The organism is Gudongella oleilytica, assembly GCF_004101785.1.
GTDB classification, from domain to species: Bacteria; Bacillota; Clostridia; order Tissierellales; family Tissierellaceae; genus Gudongella; species Gudongella oleilytica.
In genome coordinates this window covers 158,360-181,133 of sequence record NZ_CP035130.1, presented here as the reverse complement: position 1 = coordinate 181,133, position 22,774 = coordinate 158,360, and the positions used below count along the sequence as shown (strand labels likewise).

The following is a 22,774-nucleotide window of genomic DNA, read 5'->3' as shown; positions in this document are numbered from 1 at the left end:
GCTCATGCTTAACCATCGACTGCTATTTCATTTCCAGAAGCTCTAGGTCGTTCATCCATCCCCAGTAAGTCGTTATGTCTGGTGTTACTGTATCCATGTTGATTCTTTCTGGGCTGAAGATTACCAGGTTCTGTCTTTGATAAGTCGGGATCTCTACTCCCCAGTCAAGGATTATGTCAAGAGCTTGCTTGTAAACTGCTTTTCTGAACTCTTGATCCGGGCTCTTTCTAGCTTCGATTATAAATCTGTCAAGCTCGGCGTCAGCTATGTTGTAGCTGTTGCTGTCAGTTCCGCCCAGGCCTTTACCGTTTGAGCTGTGGTATACCTGATACATATCCGGGTCAATAGTTGAGCCCCATGCAGCAGTCCACATCTCATGTGTATTGGCGTCCAAAGTATCCCAAAGAACATTGGTATCTGCCGGGTCATTGATAGTTAAAGTGATGCCTATCTTCTCAAGTGATGTCTTGGTGTCAGCAAGTATTGCAAACGCAGGGTGATCACCGATTCCATCAGCAGGAACGATTATTTCGTACTCAAGTTCTGCTCCAGCTGGAGCTGCAGTGAATTTGCCTGTTGCTTCGTCGAATGTATAGCCTGCCGCCTTGAAGAATCCAACTGCTGCCTCAAGAGCTGCTGCATACTTGTCCTCAGCTACCATGCTCTCAGTGTAGATGTCATTTCCGTCTACATCCTTGGAGTATGCAACTGAGTAACCTGGATCAGATTTTTGTGGAGCTGCCCAGGATGTATTTGATATCGGATAGTTGATTACAGATGCTGCATCGCCATAGTAGCTGTCGATAGCAACGTCTCTGTGTACTGCGAAAACTGTTGCAAAGCCTTTTCTCAGGTTCTTGCTGGCTTCAGAATCCTGAACTCCACCGACATTGACAGTCTTGGAGTTGATTCCGATGTAGCCATAGCCCAGGTTGTCAACTGAAACAGCTGCGATCTTGTCGCCAACCACTTCGCCGTTTGAGTTGTATGACTTCAATTCATCAAACTTAGCCTTTGATCCTGATGGATTTGCCAGGTCGATTACGCCTGTGCCAACACCGGCGATCATTTCAGCGTCAGTAGTTTCCTTCAATTGTACATACTTGGTCTTTGGTGCGCCTTTGTAGTAGTTTTCATTTGCTTCATAATAAACTACTTTGTCCTTGTATTCAATGAACTTGTAAGGACCGGCTCCCATTGGTTGAGTAGTTTTAGCTTCTATTCCGGAAAGGTCTCCTCTTGTGAAACCAAACTTGTTGTTGTCATAATCATACATATCTTCGCTTCCATAGTAATGCATTGGAGCTACCTGGATCCCGCAGATGGTATAAACTGCTGATGCGTCAAAGCCCTTGGATTTAACCTCTACTTCATATTTTCCAAGCTTCTTGATACCTTCAATATTTGGTACCTCAGTACCATCTGATGCTGCAAGCTTTTCCTTAAGAACTATTCTGCCTACTTCGCCTTCGATGTCACCAGCAAAATAGCCTTCGCTTCCGCCGTAGTTAGCTCCAAGAGTCTTCCAGTCGTCGCCATATTGAGCGATTATGTCTGAAAGTACCTGTGCTTCGTCAGCAACAGCGGCTGCGTCGTAGTTTGCATCCTTGGCATAGAAGAATGCGAATAGATCCTTTGCAACAGGATATTGATCTGTGTAAGTCTTATAGTTTGGATCTCCATAAATGCTCTTGACCCAGTCAAGCTCGTCAGTTAAAACTCCGCTTACGAAATCGGACATAAATGCCTTCATTTCGTCAGTTGGGTTCTCCATTGCTGCTGCAAGCTCCTCTGGAGTTACCGCAAGCTCTTCAGCCTTGGAGTTGTTCTCCCTGTAGTTGGTCATCCCGATTATCGGGAATGAATAGAAGGTGGTTGAGCCGGTATAAGTAGGATCTGAATACACATAATAGTTGAATATTATGTCGTCAGCATCCATCTCCTGACCATCGCTGAACAATACGCCTTCCTTAAGCTTGATGTTGTAAGTAGTTACGTCAGCAGCCTCATCATAGTCAACCTTGATGTCTGCAATTCCAGTGTACTCGTGATCTGTCCCCTCGTAGCTTACTGTTTCGCCCTCGATTGCGTTGTACACGATTCCTCCCACTCTGTCAGTAGTAAGAAGTGAAACCTGAGTCATGGTAACAGCGTCCATGTCATAAGCTGTTGTAGCAAAAAATGGACTGAACTTCTGGCTGAATGCCGCATAGCCTACTACCAGCGGTGTGTCGTTCGCCGGTGTTTCAGCAGGTGTCTCTACAGGTGCCGCAGGCTCATTTGGTGCACAACCAGCCAACATTGATATTGCCATAACCATTGCCAGCATTAGAACTAATACCTTTTTCATTTTCTTCCTCCTCGTATAATATGTTTAGAGCTTTTTTAGAAACTATACGTCAGGTAGTCTGGAGAAGATAATCTCCCCACAAGTTTCCACAGCCTACGATGATATAAAGCTTTGCTTAATTCTACCACAATTTTGAATTTTGTTAAATATCAGTTTATACAGTATTGGAATAGTTTATTATATGTCACACCTGTTACTATGATACAAATGTTTGAATTTTGACATTTTCACCCAGTAAATGATTTAGAAAAAAGGACAACAGGGACGGTTCTTTTTGTCCATAATCGGGACAAAAAGAACCGTCCCTGTTGTCCCTTATTCCATTTGGGTATCATATGGATATGATTGCCAAAACCAATGGAGGAGGGTATATATGCCACTTGAAATAGTAAGGAATGACATCACAAAAATGGATGTTGATGCAATAGTTAATGCGGCTAACTCCATGCTTAGAAAAGGCGGAGGAGTCTGCGGAGCAATTTTTGATGCAGCAGGAGAAGAGAAAATGGAGGCTGCATTAAAGAAATACAAGGGATGCAAAGCTGGAGAAGCTGTGATTACAAAGGGCTTCGATCTTCCGGCCAAATATGTTATCCATACTGTCGGCCCTGTGTGGCAGGGAGGTACAAATGGCGAGGAGGATGTTCTTAAAGCCTGCTACAGGAACAGCCTTCAACTTGCAAAGGATAAAGGACTTGAGTCCATAGCCTTTCCCCTGCTTTCATCTGGAGCGTTCGGCTATCCCAAGGATAAGGCACTTCAGGCAGCCATTAGCTCCATTGGAGAATTTCTGATGGAGAGCGATATGACGGTGTATCTGGTCGTATTCGATAAAAAGGCCTTCTCTTTAAGTGGCAGACTGTTCAGGGAGGTAAGAGCGTATATTACCGACAGCTATGCCGAAAGAGCAAGAGAAGGGACAACCACAATCGGGAGATATCTTGAGATGGATTTCGAGCTGCGGCAAACCTCGGAGGCAGTTTTAGAAAAATCCACAGCCGGGATCGAGGATATTGTTAACAACCTGGATACATCCTTTTCGGAGACGCTAATAAAGCTCATCGATATGAAAGGCTTAATAGATCCGGAGGTATATAAGAAGGCAAATATTGATAGGAGGCACTTCTCAAAGATCAAAAACAATCCCGGCTACAGGCCCAGCAAAAACACGGCTCTTGCGCTTTGCATAGCCTTGCAGCTAAACCTGGACCAGACTACTGATCTGTTAAGAAGAGCAGGGCTTGCCCTCTCTCCCAGCAGCAGGTTTGACTTGATCGTCGAGTACTTCATTAAGAAAGGAATTTACGACATATACGAAATCAACAGTACACTTTTCTATTTCGATGAGAACACGTTGGGCGGTTGATAAACAGAATAATTTGTCGCTTGCCATGCGACCATCTCCTCTGTAAAAGTTGATATCCTAAGAGTAGGAAGACAATTGAATAAACTAAAGGAGAATATGAAAATGAAAAAAGGATTGGTAGAGCTGGTATTTATTTTAGACAGAAGCGGTTCAATGAGTGGACTTGAATCAGACACGATCGGAGGCTTCAACTCGATGATAAAGAGTCAAAAGACCATCGAAGGTGAATGCAGGGTTACTACCGTGCTGTTTGACGACCGATATGAGCTCCTCCACGACCGGATCAACCTTATGGGGATCTCCCCTCTGACAGAAAGGGAATACTACGTTAGGGGCACCACAGCACTTCTCGATGCGGTTGGAAGGACCATAAATAAGATCGCATCGGTTCAGAGAAATACCACAGAGGAGGAAAGGGCAGAAAAGGTGCTTTTTGTTATCACTACTGACGGCTATGAAAACTCCAGCAGGGAATACGACTATGATAAGGTCAGGGCCATGATCGAGAAGGAAAGAGACAAATATGGATGGGAGTTCCTTTTCCTGGGCGCAAACATCGATGCCATTGAGACAGCAGCAAAATTTGGAATATCAAAGGACAGGGCAGCAGATTACCATGCAGATTCTGAGGGCACCAGAGTAACCTACCAGGCCATGGATCAAGCTGTTAGAACTATCAGGGAAAACAGGACCATGGACAAGGACTGGAAAAAGAAGCTGGACGAGGACTATAAAAACAGAAAGAAAAAGCAGTAATTAATGGACCAGCTGATTCTTCAGCTGGTTTTCCATTGTGGTTACTTAATTTAGGTGTTAGAATGTATAGGTACTAAATATAACGAAAATGGTGACCACAAAATGAAAAATCGACTAAATCTATCATATACGGCAGTTCAAGCAGCTTATTGTATGCTGTTTGCAGTAGTGCTAAGCTTTTCATCCGTATATCTGCTTCCAAAGGGCTACTCCAACACAGAGATCGGAACAATACTGGCTCTGGTCAACATAATATCCGTACTGCTTCTTCCCCTATTTGGAGATGCAGCAGACAGATCCAAAAAGCTATCCCTGGCTCAGATAACAGGTATACTCTCCTTTATACTTCTGCTGCTCATGGCAATGCTTTTCCTGTTTGAGTCAAGGTCTGCCATGCTGACGATAATTTTTGCGGTACTTGGAGGCCTCATGGTATCACTATCCCCAATAATAAACTCAATTGCTTTCCAATACAGCAGCTTCAGCAATCCAATAAATTACGGGGTTGCAAGAAGCGGAGGTTCCATAGCATATTCAGGTATAAGCATGCTGCTTGGATACCTTGTATTCGCCTTCGGGACAAACACGATCCCCTCAGTCGGGGTCGCAGTTCTCGTGATGCTGTTATTTTCGCTTTACACCACCGAGAGACTTTATAAGAGCGGTATTGCATTGTCACAGGATGAACACGGGAGCGCAAAGGCATTAAAGTTGGATGAGCCTATATCACTGATTGCTTTTGTTAAAAGAAATAAGATGCTTTTCATTTTTTCCTTAGGAACTCTGCTTGTATTTTTTCAAAATGCCATAATAAATAATTATTTGTTCCAGATAATCGAGCCCATAGGCGGAACCAGCAGCGATATGGGGATAATTTTCTCCTATATGGCGATCCTGGAGCTTCCTGGTCTGTTCTTCTTCGATAAAATCAACAAAAAAATCAGTTGCCAGACAATGCTTAAGATATCCTCGGCAGCTTTCATACTGAAGATATTTTTTACATACACAGCTAAATCTGTTGGATTGATTTATTTTGCATTCGCGTTTCAGCTAATATCCTTCCCCTTCTATCTTGCATCCTCTATCCATCTTGTTCATAAGCTGATGGATCGAAGAGAGGCAGTTAAGGGACAGTCCCTGATATCAGGTATGATGACCTTAAGCGCAGTATTTGCAAGCCTATGGGGAGGCATGGTGCTGGATTCTGGGGGGCCATCCCAATTGCTCCTTCTAAGTACGGTCCTGTGTGTATTGGGCTCAGGAGTCGTAATAATGACCGTAGGAAGAATAAAGTCAAATAAGTGATAGAAAAGCTGTTCACATACCAAAATATAGTATGTGAACAGCTTTTTTAATTTGCAAATGCTCACTCGTCCGTTCTAATTACTCTAAACTACTTCATGACACAATCCATAAGGTTCAGGAAGTTTTTAAATGTTATTTTTTCTATGTCTTCGTCTTTAAAACCTCTGTTCTTAAGCTTCTCGATAAAAGAATTCCCCTTGGAAATATCCTCCAGCCCGATGGTCCCGGCGTAGGTATCGCTTGTAAAGGAGTCTGTAGTATCACCTGACAGATATTCAAAGAAATCAAATCCCAGAGCAACTTTATCAATGCCTATTAGACCGGCAATGTTCTCCAAGTGATTGATCAGATTGTCTGCTGTACGCTTCTCAGGCACTAAGTCAATGAATTCATTGTAGGCGTTTATGCCTATAAGCCCATTCATTTCCCCGATTTTCTTTATTTGCTCGTCAGTCAGGTTTCTTGGAACATTGCAAAGCTTTCTCGAATTTGAGTGCGTAGCGATGACTGGCTTGTCTGTAATATCTACTATATCCCAAAAAGTTTTATCATTTGCATGAGAAAGGTCAAGGAGCATACCCAAATCATTAATAAGCTTGACAGCCTGCTTCCCTTTTTCGGTAAGTCCTCTTTCAGGATCTCCCTTGACACCTGTAGCCAGGTCATTTTGTTCATTCCAAGTAAGGCTTGCGTGTCTGAATCCGAACTGATACAGAGTATATAATTCATCAATATCTTCACCTAGAGAGCTAAGCCCTTCAAGTCCCATCATTACGGCCAGCTTTTTCTCATCCATCGCCTTATAGAAATCTGAAGAATTAAGCATTAGTCTGACAATATCCCTGCTGTCGAACAACTCCTTGGAAATAGCCCGTATGCTTTCTGCCAGCCTTTCCTTAGGTCGTTGATCGTGTGGGGGATCAGCCCAGACTACAAATATGCCGCCTGCCATTCCGCCTTTTTTGAATCTTTCAAGATGGTACTCCCTGATGATGTCCCGCTTGCCCTGAAGGCTTTTAACAGTGACGTCAGTCCAAATATCTCCGTGAATATCTAAAATCATATTTTACCCCCTAACTATCCAGGGCACATGTGCTGTGCCCTGTCCAGATTACATATACTGCAGCAAGTTACCCATGAAGATACCAAGGTAATTGCCTATTATATACCCCCATACGCCCGCAAGTATGATAGGTCCTATCAACTTATTCCAGCCCTTAGCTATAGCCATGGCTGCAGCAGTGGTAGGTCCTCCAATATTTGCGTTTGATGCAAGAAGGATCTCCTCCAGGTCAAATTTAAATATCTTACCAAAAACAAGTGATACGATCATATTTACAGCTACGATTATAGCAGTGAATACGAGCAATAGCGGAGCCTGACTTATTATTACAGGAATTGAAGCTGGTACTCCGATTACGACAAGGAAAATGTATATAAGGAAGGTACCTATCTCTTGTGCGCCATGGATACCGCTCATGAATTTTGGTGCATAAGTTGCCAGAAGCATAGTGAATGTGGTAATTAAAAGATACTTATTTCCTAATAGTCCGTTTAAAAGATCATATGCGAAATTTCCTGTAGGAATTACTGCAGCCAATACAGAAGAAATTTCCGTTGAGACCCACACTATAATAAATGATAGTGCCACTCCAAATGCTATGTCCCTAAGCGAGATTTCTTTTCTTCCCCAATATTGTTTAGCCAGGGTCTCACCCTCACTTGTATCGACTGCAGCGTTGACGGCATCGATATGCGGATGTTTGAATTTCTTTAGGAAGAAGTTAACTGAGGGTATAGCCAGAAGTACAAAGAAATATAATGCCATCAACAAGTTATCCGCTACGGTAAGTGCAGATATCCATTCCTCACCTGCTCCAAATGATTCTGCCATAGCGGCAAAGTTTACACCTCCACCGATATAGGAGCCTGTCATCATAGCTGCCATCTTATAGAGATCCGGAATTGAATCTTTTAGTAGAAAATAAGCTAAGAATACACCTAATAAAGTCCCAGCTGCCCCGATCATGAATATCACCATGATTCTTCCGCTTTCTTTCCAGATCTTCTTAATGTTTGCATTAAAAAGCAACAGTGGTATAGCAAGCGGCACTACGTATCCCCAAACCACGTCATAAGTTGGTGCAGCAGTAGGGATCACGTTAAAGTTAGCAAGAAGCATTGCAATTACAAGCCCAATTATTGCTCCTGTTATCTTTGACGCCCATGAATAAGTTTGCTCCAGATAAATACTTAATGCTGCGATACCGATCAAAATTGACCACAGCGCCCAAGCATTATCCGCACTGATTAATGAGTTCATTTTACTACCTCCTCGTATAATTAGGATCATTTCTTATTAATATATTAAACTATTTCATTTATTATTTCAATATATTGAATTAATTAGATTGATATTTCTTACCATTCACATATCATATGTATTTATGATAAAATAAAACAACAACTGTTACGGAGGTAGCCCATTGAATATTGACATAGGAAAGAAAATGAGAGATCTTAGAAAATCCAAAGATATGAGCATTGCAGAGCTTGCCGAGAAAGCGGGATTAAGCTCCGGTATAATAAGCCAAATTGAAAGGAATCTAGTAGCTCCTTCAATAGTCACTTTCTGGAAAATATCTCAGGCGCTGGAGGTATCTGTTGGCCATTTTTTTGATGAGGAAGAAGTAGAGCTAAACATTTCGCCGATAGTTAAAAAAAGTGATAGAAAAAGAATTACCGTATCAAACAGCAACGCCCTATATGAGCTTCTTTCTCATGACCTGAACAGAAAAATAGAATTTCTTTACATTACGATTGGCCCAGGAGAGGTTTCGTCTGAGGGCTTGGTATCACATGAGGGAGAGGAATGCGGACTTGTGTTGAAGGGCAAGCTGTTAGTAAAGACTGCAGACGGTGATTACGAACTAAATGAAGGTGACAGCATTTACTACGAAAGTACCATTCCCCACAGGTATATCAATATTGGAGATAATGTATGCGAATCAGTTTGGGCAATGACGCCTCCAAGTTTTTAGTAGGAACATATTTTAACTTAAAAATTAGCATATCCATGTATAGTGGCTATGCCATTTTTTTGTTTTAATCGAAAATATCAAATTCACCGATGTAGTTGTAGAATATCTGGCTGTAAGAAATATGTCCTTTGGATGCTTTTTTATCGGTATATCTCTGTAATCCTTACAGATTAAATCTGTTCGGCTTTATGTGTACGCCCGTTTTGCTACTAATACAAAAAACATCGTTCTGTTGATAAGCTATAAAGCATGCTATACTGTGATTATGTAAAAGGAAGTGGTTAACGATGAAAAGAAAACTGTTACCGGGTATCATTGGTGGTTTTATTGGTTTAGTGGTTGGAGTTTTTGGTGGTGGTTACCTCGGCTTAATTGTGGGTGGAACTTTTTTAGGTGGCCTCGAAATCTACAAACATACCGGTTTTGAAGGATATGAGTTAGCCGCATATGTTGGGGCTATAATAGGTGCCCTTGTTGTAACAGTATTAGGAGCAAAACTTGCATTGAGGATTACTGACAAGACGGGAAAGAAAATGTAATAAAAAGGAAAAAGCCAGCCATTACAAGCTAAAAGCTTGAACATGACTGGTCTCTTTTTGCGGCCGTTTGAAGCTGTTTATTTGAGTTTTCTTTCAATCCCTAAGTTGAACTCCCTTTCGGAGAGCCTTACTTTTTATCTTCCTAGTTCTCTAATGCATTCAACAATGAATCTACATATTCTTGGCCTATGTCAGTACCTATCTTGTCATAAACTCCTTGAGCCTTTGCAAGAACCTCATCCACGAAGCTTGCCTCGAACTCAACAAGCTCCATTCCTCCGTCGATTAGCTTTTGCTTATTAGTCTCATTTATCTCTGCCAGCTGTGCTTCGATCTCAACTGCTGCCTCATCCACTGCCTTTTGAAGAGCTTCCTGATAAAGCGGATCCAGGCTGTCAAACTTGCTTGCATTTATAAGGAACTGGTTGCAATACAGGATGTGGTGAGTCATTATTAAGTAATCCTGAACCTCTTGAAGATTTGCTCCTACACATGTATCAGTTGCATTTTCCTGTGCGTCAACCAGACCCTGCTGCAGTGATACATAAACCTCTGACCATGGAAGCGGAGTTGGAGATGCTCCCATTGCCTGCCAGAATGCCATGTGGTTTTGGTTCTCCATTGTTCTGATCTTTAGACCATTGAAATCATCGATAGAAGCTATCTTCTTATTGGAGGTAGTCTCTCTGAAGGTTCCACCTTGTAAGTAATGAAGTACGTACATGTTCTTAGCTTTATAAGCTTCGTTGATCTTAGTTGTAAACTCGCTCTTATTAAGAGCCTTGTCGATAGTTGCAGCGTCATACTTGGCAAATACCATTGGAAGGTCAAATATAGCTACTTCTGGTACAAATGATACTGTTTGTGCAGTTTGAGCGATTACGAAGTCGATATCTCCTGCAAGCATTTGTGCCTGAAGTTCCTGGTCATTGCCAAGCTGGCTGTTAGGGAAATAGTCGATAGTAAGCTTGCCTCCTGTGATCTCTGCAACCTTGGCAGTGATGAGCTCACCATAAAGCTGCGCTGCTGCTCCTACACCTGCGTTGTCAGCTCCAATAAGCTTAACAGGCTCAAGTGCATCAAATCCAGTTGCTGCGGGCGTTTCCGCGGGTGTCTCTGCTGGAGCTGGCTCCGGAGCTGGTGCTGGTTGAGCACAGGCCGCTGTGAAGATCATCGTCAGTGCCATTAGAAAAATAAGTATCTTTTTCACTTTGAATCCTCCCTTTCTCGTTTTCATTTATCACTTGAATCCTTTTTACAGGAATGCAAGACTCAGCCATGGTACATAAGTTATTGCGAACAGTGCTATTCCAAATGCCAATATAAATGGTATTGCTTTCTTTGCCACATTCATCGGAGGTGTGTCGGACAGTGTCCCAGCTACGAACAGGTCAAGACCAAATGGCGGTGTTGCAAGGCCAATCGACAAGCAGCATACCATTATAACTCCAAAGTGTACCGGGTCAACTCCAAGTGCCTGAACAGCCGGCAATAGGATCGGTGAAAGAATTACTATTGCTGGCCCAGTATCCATAACCATCCCAAGGATAAGGAAAATTACAACTATACCTGTAAGGACAGTAAAGCTTGATGTGAAATTGGTCAGTATAAAGCCTTCTATCAAAGCCGGTGCCTTAGCCAGAGCAAGAACTCTTCCAAATGCAGTTGCGAATGCAAGAACGAAGCAAAGTGGTGCATATGTCTTTACTGCCTTTGCAAGGAACGGGATTATCTCTTTTACAGTAAAGGACTTATATATTACCAGCGAGACAAATAATGAATAAAATACTGATATACATGCAGCCTCAGTTGGAGTAACCAAGCCTGAGTAAATCCCTCCAAGCACTATAACCGGTGACAGGAGAGCCCAGAAGCTTTCCTTTAAGAGCTTGAAGAACCCGTTGCCTCTTAGCTCCTTCATCTTGGCATTGATCTTTTCCTTGTCTTCACCATTCTTTTTAGAATAATAAACTGCATAAACCATCATAGCTAATCCTATAAGGATCCCTGGAAGAATACCACCGAGAAACAGTGCTCCAGTGGATACGCCGGTTGCCAGAGAATAAAGCACAAAGGGTATGGAAGGGGGAATTATTACGCCAAGCCCTCCGGCTGTGGCAACCATACCCGCTGACCAAGTTTTGTCATAACCCATATCCACAAGGAATGGAATTGTCATAGATCCAACTGCCGCAGTTGTTGCTGGGCCTGAACCTGAGATAGCGCCATAGAAAAGACATGTAAGTATTACTGCACATGGCAGTCCACCAGGCAGATTCCCTACGAAATATGCGAAAAAGTTGAAAAGTCTTCTCGATATTCCGCCCTCTGCCATAAGTACTCCACCGAGGATAAACAGCGGAACTGCAAGAATAGGGGTAGTGTCCGAGCCAGAGAAGCTGTTGGCTATAAGCTGCTGGATAGAGCTTCCTGTACCGCCTAAAACCAGAGGCGTCATCGCTCCGAGGACCATACTCATAGTTATTGGTATTCCAAATGCCAATCCAACAAGAAACACCAGAAAAATCCATAGAGCCATTACAGGTCACCCCCCTCTGCTTTGACATTGTCATCAAGATGTACACCAGTCGCCTTTACCTCTTCCTTGGCTTCCTTAAGTGTAGCCTCGAGAGTTGTCTCAGATTTTTTGTTGAAGTTCTTAATGTTGTTGATAATTTCCTGTACCGTCCTTATTGCTGCCAAGCCAAAGCCTATTATAGTCGACATATACATCATCCACATCGGTACGTGCATAGCAGGAGAAAACTGGCCTGTAAGCTTGATTTTCCCGGTGTAAATGATCGCATATCTGAAGAGGATAACAAACAAAACCAACATTATTAGGTTGACGACTATCTCTATGGACCTTCTAAGCTTTTGAGGGAGCATATCCATGAGTATACCTACCCTAAGCATATTCCTCTTTTTTATAGTATATCCGAGGGACAAAAATACCGTCCAAATGTAGCAATACCTTGAAAATTCCTCTGGCCAAGTGAACGAGCTTGCAAATGTTCGAGCCAATATCTGAGCCATCATTACGCATGATATGGTGGCAAGAAGCAATACAAGGATCGATTCCTCAAAATGTTCGTCCAGCCATTTCAAAACAGACATCTAATTTCCTCCTTCCACTGGAAGCGTGACCCTGTATTCAAGGCTACACTTCCTTTTTACCTGAGAGGATGTCCATAAGCTCTTTGCGCATAGCCTCAACAGGTGCTGCTTTTCCGCTCCAAAGCTCGATCTGCTCTGCACCCTGATACAAAGACATTCCCAGACCATTCATTGTTTTGCATCCCATTTCCTCAGCCTCTGCCAGGAATCTCGTCTTTGCAGGATTGTATGTTGCATCGAAGCAGATTTGGCCGCTTCTCAAATATTCCTTAGGGATCGGGGTCATATCAGGACTTGATATCATTCCAAGGCCAGTATTATTCATAATGACATCTGATTCATTGATTTTAGCCTTCATAGCCTCAAGATCCGCCATATCGACAAGCTCGGCGACTGGGGCAAATTTATCATTGATATCGTCGACAAGAGCTTTAGCTTTTTCAAGAGTCCTGTTTGCTATGTAAATCTTCTTGGCTTTATTGTAAGCCAATACGCTGCAGATCGCCCTTCCAGCACCACCTGAACCAAGACAGAAGAATGTAGATTCCTCAACCTTTAATTCAGGGATTTCTTCCTTAAGAGATCTGAAAAAACCCATGCCGTCAGTGTTATAAGCCTTTAGTCTTCCATCCGGAAGCTTGACTACAGTATTGCTCGCGTTCATCTTCTCGCAAAGCGGGTCCTTCTCATCCACATACTTCATGATCTCAACCTTGTTAGGCTTTGTAACTGCAAACCCTGCAAAGCTCATGTATCTAATCCCATTTACTACATCAGGCAAATGGTCATTCTCGACCTCTGAATAGAAGTAGACCATGTCGATATCAGCTGCCCTGTAGGCTGCATTTTGCATCCTCGCTGCATATGACTGGGAAAGAGGCTTCCCTAGTAATGCAACCATTCTGGTATTAATATTTACAGGCATATATTTCCCCCCTTATTTTTACTTTGCCTGTTGTGCTACTCTATATTGTTTTCTATAAAATATTTCCTAGCTGTCTCCAGACACCTTGCCGCATGACCTGCTGCTCCTCTTTCGGCCATCTCCCTTGAGTTGGGAAGCTCGATAGAGATAGGATTATTTGGCATTGCCTTTAACATCCCTGCTATATCAACACCTCCTTCTCCCGCATATAGCCTTCCTTCCCTTGCTACTCCGATCATTGAAGGATCCTCAAGTGAAGGTATTTCCTTAGGGCCGTCGCAAAGGTGTATAAAGCCAAACCTTGTTCTATCTACTTTAGCTAAATCCTCCGGGCTCACTCTCGATCTATGTGCATGGAGTGTGTCTACCATTAGATATGCATTTGGTCTTGCAGCTGCATCGAGCACCTCCAAAGCCCCCTCAAGTCCGACAACACCTGAGAAGGTCACAAACTCAAGGTTCACTCTAAGCTTATAGCTTGCGGCCATATCGCAGATCTTGGCGAATTGCTTCACCGCAAAGTCCCTATCCTTAGTCCAGATGCTTGATAAGACATCAGTTGCTCCAAGCTCTGCACCAGCAGCAAACGCTCTCTCAAAGTCCTCCACCTTCAGGTCTTCCCTTACTCTGGCAAGCTCTACATCCATAATACCTATCTTATACTCCTCAAGTGCTTTTCTGATATCCATAAACAGCTTCCTGTCCTCGCCGAACTGAAACAGCGGCTCGTTTGGCAGGTGCATAGGTATAGGTCTTAAGCTTACAAAATCGTACCCTGCTTCTGCGGCGATCCTTATCTGATCCACTGGGCTTGTGCCCGGTATGGTCAAATAGGCAAGTGAAAACTTTCTTCCCATAATATCCCCTCCAGAGGTTACTGCTTGTGAGAGCCTGAATGGACCGGTGGCTCAAACTGACCATTTTCACTTCTTCTTACTTTCCCATTGACTACATTGGCCTTCGGTGTGTAAATATCGTTTATATTCCAGGTTCCTGGCGTAGGTACCACTATATTCTCCATTGGAACATCCAACAGGTACGGCTTATTGCTCTTGATTGCCTTTTCAAGGGCCGGCTTGAACTCGTCAGCAGAACTTATCTTAATAGAATCTACTCCATACGCCTTGGCAACCTCTGCCCAGTTGGGAGTATATGGCGCCCCGTCCGGAGTGGTAAATACTGTTCCGAATTTAGTTTTGTAATTTGCATATTCAAGACCTGCAATAGTTCCAAAGGAAGAGTTGTTCATAACCACCCATATGACCGGGATATTCTGTTCTACAGCAGTAGCAAGAGCTCCCGGGTTTATTCCAAACCCTCCGTCTCCAACAAGGGTAAGAACTACCTTATCAGGTGCCGCAAGCTTGCCGCCTATTAAAGCTGCCCCTCCAAAGCCCATCGTTGCAAGCCCTGAGCTGTGGTGTATGGTTCCAGGTATGGTAATGTCAAATTGCTGTGCCACTCCATTCTTGTTCCATCCTACATCGGTATAGATTATGGTGTCCTCAGGGATAACCTCCTTGACATCCTTAAGTATTCTTTGAGGAGTCATAGGGAATCTCGAGTCTTCGGATATCGATATGTTGGACTCCTTGAAGCCTTGTCTGTTTACTCTGATGAATTCTCTAAGTTCCGGTTTATCAATTCCATCCGGTACCAAAATCTTAGCTTCCTCTATTATCTGCTGAAGTGCGAGCTTAAGATCTGCTATGGCTCCGATACTTACCGGATAATTCCTTCCTATCTCGGTCGGGTCGATATCTATTTGCATAAACTCAGTTTTTTCCATGTCGAACGTCACGCCTGGATACCAGCTTGAGCTATCAGCCTCGGCGAACCTTGTTCCCAATCCAAGGATCAAATCCGCATTGGCTGTAAACTTATGAGTAAACTCGAGACCCCAGAAGCCTGTTTGTCCAAGCATCAAAGGGTGTGTATCGGACATGCAGCCCTGACCCATCAGAGTTCTCGATACCGGTATATCCAACAGCTCCACAAGCTCCTGAAGCTCCTTGGACGCCCCTGAAAGAAGTATTCCTCCGCCTGCATGAATAACGGGATTCTTCGCCTCAACCAGTTTTTTCGCTATTTCCTTGGCTGCTTGAGGTGCAAGTGCTGGCTTTATGGTTTCCCTGCTGTCCTTGTATGTCCTTGCAAACAGCTCTTCGTCTATCTCCTCTGAGAAAACATCCATTGGCACAGATATCAGTACTGGTCCCGGTCTTCCACTTTCAGCGAGTCTGAAGGCCTTATCCAGTATCTCAGGCATAGCCTCTGGATCGTCCACTCTCCAGGCTCTTTTTACTATAGGCCTAAGTATCTCGTACTGGGAGGCGTCAGAATGAAGGTTTACCTCCTGATGAGGATGCTTGCCGTAGTAGTATCTCGGTACGTCTCCAGCTATGACCACCATTGGTATGGAGTCAAAGGAAGCGTTCCCAACTCCGGTGACAACGTTCATTATCCCCGGACCAAGGTGACACATTACGACCCCGGCCTTTTTTTTGATCCTCGCATAGCCGTCGGCTGCAAGGGTTGCAAGCTGTTCATTTCTGAAGGATATATACTTAAGCTTCTCGCTCCTCGACAGGGCATCCAGAAAACCTATAACTGTATGGCCGCAGAGTCCGAATATATACTCTACATTTCGTCTCTCCAGATATTCAACCATCTGGTCAGAAACTAATCTTTTCATGTGACTTCCTCCTTTATGCTTTGCCCTCTCTCTCAGGCTCATAGAATTCTCCGAACAACTCCTCGTCGCTTGGTCTGTCCTCGGGGATCTCCTTGGATACCCAGGTAACATTCATATAGTGCTTAAGACTTACGTTCTCAGATGTCGCATTCCCGCCCCAGGTCCCGCAGCCTATGCTTGAGGTCATGGGCATTCCATTGGTGAATGAGCCTGCATTGGCCTTGGATTGAGGCTGTCTTACCATGATACGACCTACCTGAGCCTCAAGAGCAAGTCTGTGGATATGGTCCTCGTCATAGGAATAGATCCCGACGCTATGTCCCTTTCCTCCAACATTATGGATCTGCTTGACAATCTCTATGGCATTTTGGAACTCACCTTCATACCTGTGTACAGCAAGAAGGGTCGAAAGCTTCTCTCTGCACCATACGTCATCATAGCTTGTAGTGTAGCTTCCTGTTCCCTTAGCTATAAGGAACTTTCTGTCATCCGGGATCTCAAAGCCTGCAAGCTTAGCCATTGTCTGTGGTGACTGGGCAACTGAATCTGCCAGTCTGTGGCATTCCTCATCCCACATTATCCTCTTGACGCTCTCCTGTTCCTCCGGATTAAGAAGATAACCGCCTACCTCCTGAAGTGCTTTTACAGCATCCTCGTATATGCTCTCATGGATCACTATATTTCCATCGGCAGAGCAGCCTGACCCAAAGTCTGAGGTCTTTGACAGCATTGTATTATGAGCAGCCTTGTAAAGCTCATCCTTGGCAGTCTCATCCCATACCATCGTGGCGTTCCCTGCTCCGACCCCGTAAGCCGGCGTACCTGAATGATAAGCCCTTCTGACTACACCCTGTCCTCCCGTTGCTATTACAAGGTCGCATTTTGTGTTTAGAGCCTCTGACATCGACTTGTTTACCTTAGCCTTGCCCTGTCCAAGAATCTGGATAAGATCCTCTGGCGCTCCAACCTGCCTCAAGCCCTCTCTCATAAGCTCGATGGTCCTGCCGCCTGTTTTTACTGCCCTTGGGTGTGGTGAAAAGATGATCGCATTTCTTGCCTTAAGAGCATAGATTGCATTTCCTGCTGGTGTAAGATCCGGATTGGTTGCCGGGACTACACAGGCTATTACTCCCACTGGCTTTGCATACTTAACGATTCCCTTTTCAGGGATCTCCTCGATAACTCCTACACTCTTCTGCCTTAAAGCATCTCTAAGTACTCCCCTGATCTTGAACTTTTTGTTCTCTCTGCTCACAGGATCTCCCATTTTGCTCTCCTCGATGCTCATTGCAACAAGCTCCTTGAAGGTTTGGGTATTTGCCACCTTCCAAGCTATGGCTCTGATAGTCCTGTCGATGTCCTCCTGGCTCCATTTCTCGAATTCTCTCTGAGCGGCATCGGCCTTTGCAAATTTCTCTTCGATCTCATCGATCTGATCCTGGTTCAGCTTTTCATAAACCTCGTCCATTGAACTCATTCTGCTCATATATACTCCTCCTAACAATTATTGCATGATAATATTTTGTGCACTACAAATTTCTTTGAAAACGATTCCCTGCTTTCGAAAAATTTATCTGATCAGGTCCTTTGACCTTCCTGCCTTCAATAGGTACGATACTCCCGGGTGCCCAACGAGATCTTCAAGGCCTCGAGCCATATTAAGAAGATTAACAACATCGATTCCGCTCTCGATCCCCATCTCATCCATCATGTGTACAACATCCTCAGAGGACACATTCCCAGCTGCACCAGGTACGAATGGGCATCCACCCAGACCGCCCAGCGAGGTGTCAAAGTTAGTGATCCCTGCCTGCATCCCTGCAAGAATATTCGCCATAGCCATTCCTCTGGTATTGTGGAAGTGAAGCCACCATTTTACCTGTGGAAATTTTTCTTTCAAAGAGCTGCACATTTCAAATACCTGGTTTGGAACAGCCATTCCCGATGCATCCGACAGTGATATTTCTGTTATCCCTACGTCGATATAGGCCTGCACAATGCTTTCAACATCCGATACCGGGATGTCCCCTTCCCAGGGCGATCCAAATGGCATCGATATTGAACCGGATGATTCGATGCTATTCTCTGTGGCAAGCTTAACTATATCAGCAAAGCCGGCAACGCTTTGCTCGGGGGTCATATTTATATTGGCCAGGTTATGTCCTCTGCTGGCAGACACGTTCAGCTTAACCTTTTTGCAGCCGCAGGCTATAGCTCTCTCAACACCCTTCATGTTAGCAATAAGCGCTCTGAACTCAACTCCTTCAGTATCGTTAAAATGCTTGAACAGCTCATCGGTATCTGCCATTTGAGGCACCGCCTTCGGGCTCATAAAGGAGCCTAATTCGATGACCTTAAAACCAGCATCTATAAATCCTTCAGCAAGCTTCAGCTTGTCCTTTGTATCCAGAACCTTTGCTTCATTTTGGAGACCATCCCTTAAGCCAACCTCACATAATACGATCTTATCTGGAAGTATCAAATTTCATCACTCCTTCGAAATAGTCTGACTATTCGTTCTTATCTTGATTTTATATTACTCGATATTGAAAGTCTAATACCGGTTTTGTATAATAATCATAGAATGTATCTATAATATAGCTATGTATTTTTGTAAGCAGCAATTTGGATATTTGAGTATTTTCAATGTTTTGAAGGATTTGTTAACCATTAAATAATCAAAAACACAGTCTATGGATCACTCATAGACTGCATAGGGAGGTTAATCATGACACTGCAACAGCTTAGATATTTCGTCGAGATGAGTTATATTCTGCACTATACGAAAGCAGCCGAGGAGTTAAATATATCCCAGCCAAGCCTTAGCTATGCCCTTAACCAGCTTTCAGAAGAGCTTGGTGTGCCGCTATTTAAAAAGAACGGCAAAAAGGTTGAGCTGACAGAGTATGGAGAGGCCTTTCTGCCTTATGCTGAAAGTTCTTTGAATATCCTCTCACAGGGAGAACAGCATTTGAAGAAAATGCTAAATCCGACAGCAGGCGTCATTAACCTGGGATATATTTACAGTGTGAGCTTTGATGCAGTACCAAGCATTATAGATGAATTTTATGTTTACCAGGGAAACAGAAACATCCACTTCAATTTCCAGGTAAATATGACTCACATACTTAGGGATAAGCTTATGGACGGATCACTTGACGTTATACTTGCTCCCATGCCGGAGTCTGCAAGCGATAATATAGACTATCTCCCCATTTTCAAGCAGGAGCTGTTTCTTGTAGTATACAATGGCCATCCCCTTGCAGACAGAACCTCAGTAACCATAGATGATTTCAAGGATGATAAGCTTATAATGATAAATAAGAAAACAAACCTGTACATCCAGACGGAGAACATGTTCAAAAGACACAATATAATGCCGGACGTAGCATTCACGGTCGATGAATGCAATTCGATGGCAGCCTTTGTGGGCGCTCAGCTTGGGGTTGCGATAATGCCAAACATCCCTTCACTGGAAAGCTACAAGGTAACCGCAATCCCCTTTGAAGGCAGGACTATGAATAGGACGATATGCCTTATTTGGAATAAAAAACGCCAGCTTTCGCCGGCGATGAAGAGCTTCATAGATTATTACAGGATCTCTCAGGCTGAGAACAGATAAAAGCATAAAATAATAGAGGGGACAAGATCCCCTCTATTATTATGAAGCTTAATACTATACTTATGCATTAGGTGTATATGTTGGATCCTGTGGAATATTTGCCTTTTCCTTAGGAAGAGGCAGAGGTCCGAACATCCTGTCGTATACGTAGTCGAATAGACTATCAGTTATCCTGGTCAAGTCTACTCCGACATATACCGGTACCTTGACTCCTGTATTTTCAAACTCCAACGGTACTGTCAATATGAGCTTGTCCATATCTATGTTGATCTCGCCTCGTTCACTGGCTTCATTCAAGGTGCCGTAGACCCATGCAGCTCCCTTGCCACATATCTCTTCCAGATATTTCGAAAGGATCTTCTCCCCGGCTTCATCATAAACCATATCAGGTAATCCATCCTTTAGCCAGTTTGAAACCCAACCCTGCAGCTTCTCCCCGTTTTTCTTGCTGCCTACGAGATTTTCAAAATACTTGCCTGCTGCAATTTTCATTGTAGTGGAGGTCAGGTCGCTGAAGGCTGAATTAAGAGCTCTATAGAAGTCTCTGTTTCCACTTTGGTCTACATCCAGCAGATAGTGTTTTGAGAAATTGAAGATCGCAAAGCCAGCGATTACAACCCCTGCTTTTTTCATGCTCATATCCGGACCCAAGCTATTTAATATATAGCTTTCAAATACGGCAGATATATTATCAGCGACCTTCAGGTTTTCAAATACGAAGGTCTCACCCATAAAGATCTGTGTACCAACCTCTCCAATCATCGCAACGAGTATTTCCTTGGCTGGAGTGATTATTGCCTCTCCTGCAGGTCCTGTATAAATAGTCATCAGAACCGAGAAGGATTGGTCGCCAAGCCACTTGATAACCTCCAAGCCAGTCTCTATTTGCTGCAATCTGTCCGCGATATCATTGTACTCCCTTGCTTCATTCGTGAAGTATATCGATGATTCGACCAAAATCATCTTGTTCAATAGCCGAAGCTCCTGTGTAGAGCGGTTCCTCCCCAATACACGCATTCTCTCTGCAAGATCTGCACTTAACCCATATCTTTCAACTCGCTTCCTCAAGATCTCCAACTCTTCATCCCAGCCTGCCATTGGGTCCATTGGCTCTCCGATTAGCCTTACCTTAAGCTCGAGTTCATATTTCTCATTCCCGTATTCAGCAGATATTGGCTGCTTGACAATAAGTCTTCCCACCTCAGGTTCAGGAAGCGACTGCTTTGGTTCAAATCTGTATACTCCCCTGTTTTCCACTCCAGCAGCATTGACCTCTATTGGGTAGCGGGAAACCAGGGTATTTGTTCTTTGATCTGTCCCCATCAATTCTCCAAATTCTGGCGTATACTCAGAAGGAGGAACCACCTTGACATCCATCTCGCCATCATCATTTTTCTCAGCAATTATCAACTGAAGCTTGAAACGAGTTGGCAATACCTCATTTGACTCCTTATTATCAGCATCCGGGTAACAGATAACCTTAAAATTACCATCCTCATCAAACTCTTTATCCATATCAACGACTGATAATCCTTCTGGTTGAAGTACCACTCTTACCCTGTCTTCGACAAATTCAGATTCATTTTCACCAGTAACCTTTATATTGAAGCTCTCAGTCTTATATGAAGTCGATTCATTTTTTGCACTCAAATTATTTAATCTGATAACATATCTGTATTCATCAAGCTTCTCAAGCTTCCCATCTGCAAGGTCATCCCTTGGGATCTCGATTTGAGCATTTGTGAGAGGCTTAGTGAAGTCACGAAACTCGACTTCATAAGAGTATTTCCCGTTGCATCCATAAATCATATTTATTGAAGGTAACAGATCCTCGCCTTTTTCAGGGAAGTGGATATATGGATCTCCAACTAATTTGAACTTCACGTTGTTTTGGAAAACCCCACCTTCACCTGTAAACTTAAAGCTTACAGTACCTTCCTCAGGACCACCGGACTCATAGTAGTCAGCTTTTACTGAAGCCCCCATGTAATCTCCCGAAATCGTGGGATTACCCACCTGCATGTATGTGTCAGGAGAAAATATCTCGATCTGGGCGGTTAGATCATCTCGTTTTATCTCCATGCCATCTTTTTTGATCTCTACCATTCTCGCATAGACGAACTCGTGAGCTCCTCCTCGCTTTAGCTTATCTCCGAAGTCCTTTGAAACATACATCTTATAGCTGCTTTGCTCTTCCTTTTTATCCTCTGATTTCTTGGATTTCTTGTTCTTGTTGCCCATAGCCTTAATGCCAAGTGCCGCTCCTGCCAGCCCCAATGCTCCGACAATGATAATAGGAGCTACTGATATTCCACTTTCTCCAGCCTCCGAATCTGCTTCAGTATTGACAACAGTAGTACTCGGGCCTGCCTGGACACCTATGATCTTAAACTGGTATCGATTATCATATGCTCCCACCCGCTCGTCTTGAGTCATCTCCTCTGGAACAAATACCCTTATCCTGACCAAATGCCCCTGAACCTCTGCCTCCCCCGATGTTGATAGTGGTCCTCTTTCAATGCTCCGTTTAACTTGTTCATAACCTTCTTGGACTATGTCATAACCTGTAATCGATGTGACAGCATTAAATCCAATACCACTTTCCAGGGTTTCATCCAAATATATTTCCAGTTCAACTGTAAAGTGCCTGGAAGCAACAGCCGTTTCATCATTGTATTTAAGGTTAAGGGTCGTTACTTTCCCTCGCTCCAGAGCTATAGGCTCCAATTCTTGAAACTCAGCTACCCCTCTGCGTATTGTATCAAGCATAGCTGGCTGCAATACAATTACTCCTGGAGGCTTATCCTTCATACCCTCGGTTACCTTCTCAAATTGCTCTGTAATGTCCATATCCTCATCGATCTTATAGAAATCATAAATGGTCTTTAATGCTTTGCTGTCATACTCAGGAGATTCGATTTTCAACACTTCAAAGTACCTTTCCGGAAGATCTCCAAGAGCGTTAGCTAAAGCAATTCCCATAAAAGGCTGAAAAACCATGACCAAAGATAACAATATGAACACTATGTACCTGGATTTGGATAAATTCATCATAAAT

The 22,774-nt window shown here is 43.5% G+C and carries 18 protein-coding genes; 6 read left to right on the top strand and 12 right to left on the bottom strand.

The genetic code is table 11. The features are described 5' to 3' along the window. Positions 1-22: 22 nt before the first annotated feature. Positions 23-2,350 carry an ABC transporter substrate-binding protein gene (locus EC328_RS00805; protein WP_128425034.1) on the bottom strand — a complete coding sequence of 776 codons (2,328 nt, stop codon included), beginning with the start codon at positions 2,348-2,350 and terminating at the stop codon, positions 23-25. 373 nt (positions 2,351-2,723) lie between these two features. Here EC328_RS00805 and EC328_RS00800 point away from each other — a divergent pair, with 373 nt between their 5' ends. The 3 genes from EC328_RS00800 (at position 2,724) to EC328_RS00790 (ending at position 5,777) form a co-directional block, all read left to right on the top strand. Beyond that, on the top strand, positions 2,724-3,716 hold the full coding sequence (locus tag EC328_RS00800) for a macro domain-containing protein (protein WP_128425033.1): 993 nt from the start codon (positions 2,724-2,726) through the stop codon (positions 3,714-3,716). 102 nt (positions 3,717-3,818) lie between these two features. After that, complete coding sequence (locus EC328_RS00795) at positions 3,819-4,472, top strand: vWA domain-containing protein (protein ID WP_128425032.1); 654 nt, start codon at positions 3,819-3,821, stop codon at positions 4,470-4,472. 102 nt (positions 4,473-4,574) lie between these two features. Beyond that, the gene (locus EC328_RS00790; RefSeq protein ID WP_128425031.1) at positions 4,575-5,777 is read left to right on the top strand and encodes an MFS transporter; all 1,203 of its coding nucleotides are present in this window, start codon (positions 4,575-4,577) and stop codon (positions 5,775-5,777) included. 88 nt (positions 5,778-5,865) lie between these two features. Here EC328_RS00790 and EC328_RS00785 read toward each other — a convergent pair whose 3' ends face one another. Continuing rightward, positions 5,866-6,840, bottom strand: a complete 975-nt coding sequence (locus EC328_RS00785; RefSeq protein ID WP_128425030.1) for a dipeptidase — start codon at positions 6,838-6,840, stop codon at positions 5,866-5,868. Between the two features lie 48 nt (positions 6,841-6,888). Further along, positions 6,889-8,100, bottom strand: a complete 1,212-nt coding sequence (locus EC328_RS00780) for a DUF819 family protein (protein ID WP_128425029.1) — start codon at positions 8,098-8,100, stop codon at positions 6,889-6,891. 163 nt (positions 8,101-8,263) lie between these two features. Between EC328_RS00780 and EC328_RS00775 the strand changes: the two genes are divergently transcribed. After that, positions 8,264-8,818, top strand: a complete 555-nt coding sequence (locus EC328_RS00775) for a cupin domain-containing protein (RefSeq protein WP_206363880.1) — start codon at positions 8,264-8,266, stop codon at positions 8,816-8,818. A 287-nt stretch (positions 8,819-9,105) separates the two neighbouring features. Further along, positions 9,106-9,357, top strand: coding sequence for a hypothetical protein (locus EC328_RS00770; protein ID WP_128425028.1), 252 nt, complete (start codon positions 9,106-9,108; stop codon positions 9,355-9,357). Between the two features lie 142 nt (positions 9,358-9,499). Here EC328_RS00770 and EC328_RS00765 read toward each other — a convergent pair whose 3' ends face one another. The 8 genes from EC328_RS00765 to EC328_RS00730 all read right to left on the bottom strand — a co-directional run bounded on the left by EC328_RS00765 (position 9,500) and on the right by EC328_RS00730 (position 18,576). Then, complete coding sequence (locus tag EC328_RS00765) at positions 9,500-10,567, bottom strand: TRAP transporter substrate-binding protein (RefSeq protein WP_128425027.1); 1,068 nt, start codon at positions 10,565-10,567, stop codon at positions 9,500-9,502. 45 nt (positions 10,568-10,612) lie between these two features. Further along, positions 10,613-11,896 carry a TRAP transporter large permease gene (locus EC328_RS00760; protein ID WP_128425026.1) on the bottom strand — a complete coding sequence of 428 codons (1,284 nt, stop codon included), beginning with the start codon at positions 11,894-11,896 and terminating at the stop codon, positions 10,613-10,615. Next, the gene (locus tag EC328_RS00755; RefSeq protein WP_128425025.1) at positions 11,896-12,474 is read right to left on the bottom strand and encodes a TRAP transporter small permease; all 579 of its coding nucleotides are present in this window, start codon (positions 12,472-12,474) and stop codon (positions 11,896-11,898) included. The genes EC328_RS00760 and EC328_RS00755 overlap by 1 nt, the downstream gene beginning before the upstream one ends. Positions 12,475-12,517: 43 nt before the next feature. After that, entirely contained in the window at positions 12,518-13,399 is an 882-nt protein-coding gene (gene aroE / locus EC328_RS00750) for a shikimate dehydrogenase (protein WP_128425024.1), read from the bottom strand. 35 nt (positions 13,400-13,434) lie between these two features. Further along, positions 13,435-14,256, bottom strand: coding sequence for a sugar phosphate isomerase/epimerase family protein (locus EC328_RS00745; RefSeq protein WP_128425023.1), 822 nt, complete (start codon positions 14,254-14,256; stop codon positions 13,435-13,437). Positions 14,257-14,273: 17 nt separating this feature from the next. Next, positions 14,274-16,094 carry a thiamine pyrophosphate-binding protein gene (locus EC328_RS00740; protein WP_128425022.1) on the bottom strand — a complete coding sequence of 607 codons (1,821 nt, stop codon included), beginning with the start codon at positions 16,092-16,094 and terminating at the stop codon, positions 14,274-14,276. A gap of 13 nt (positions 16,095-16,107) precedes the next feature. Beyond that, positions 16,108-17,580: an aldehyde dehydrogenase family protein gene (locus EC328_RS00735; protein WP_206363879.1), complete on the bottom strand. Its 1,473-nt coding sequence runs from the start codon at positions 17,578-17,580 to the stop codon at positions 16,108-16,110. A gap of 84 nt (positions 17,581-17,664) precedes the next feature. After that, positions 17,665-18,576, bottom strand: a complete 912-nt coding sequence (locus tag EC328_RS00730; protein ID WP_128425021.1) for a hydroxymethylglutaryl-CoA lyase — start codon at positions 18,574-18,576, stop codon at positions 17,665-17,667. A 246-nt stretch (positions 18,577-18,822) separates the two neighbouring features. Here EC328_RS00730 and EC328_RS00725 point away from each other — a divergent pair, with 246 nt between their 5' ends. After that, positions 18,823-19,716: a LysR family transcriptional regulator gene (locus EC328_RS00725; RefSeq protein ID WP_128425020.1), complete on the top strand. Its 894-nt coding sequence runs from the start codon at positions 18,823-18,825 to the stop codon at positions 19,714-19,716. A 60-nt stretch (positions 19,717-19,776) separates the two neighbouring features. Here the strand turns inward: EC328_RS00725 and EC328_RS00720 are convergent, their stop codons facing one another. Further along, positions 19,777-22,770 carry a hypothetical protein gene (locus tag EC328_RS00720; RefSeq protein WP_128425019.1) on the bottom strand — a complete coding sequence of 998 codons (2,994 nt, stop codon included), beginning with the start codon at positions 22,768-22,770 and terminating at the stop codon, positions 19,777-19,779. Positions 22,771-22,774: the final 4 nt, after the last annotated feature.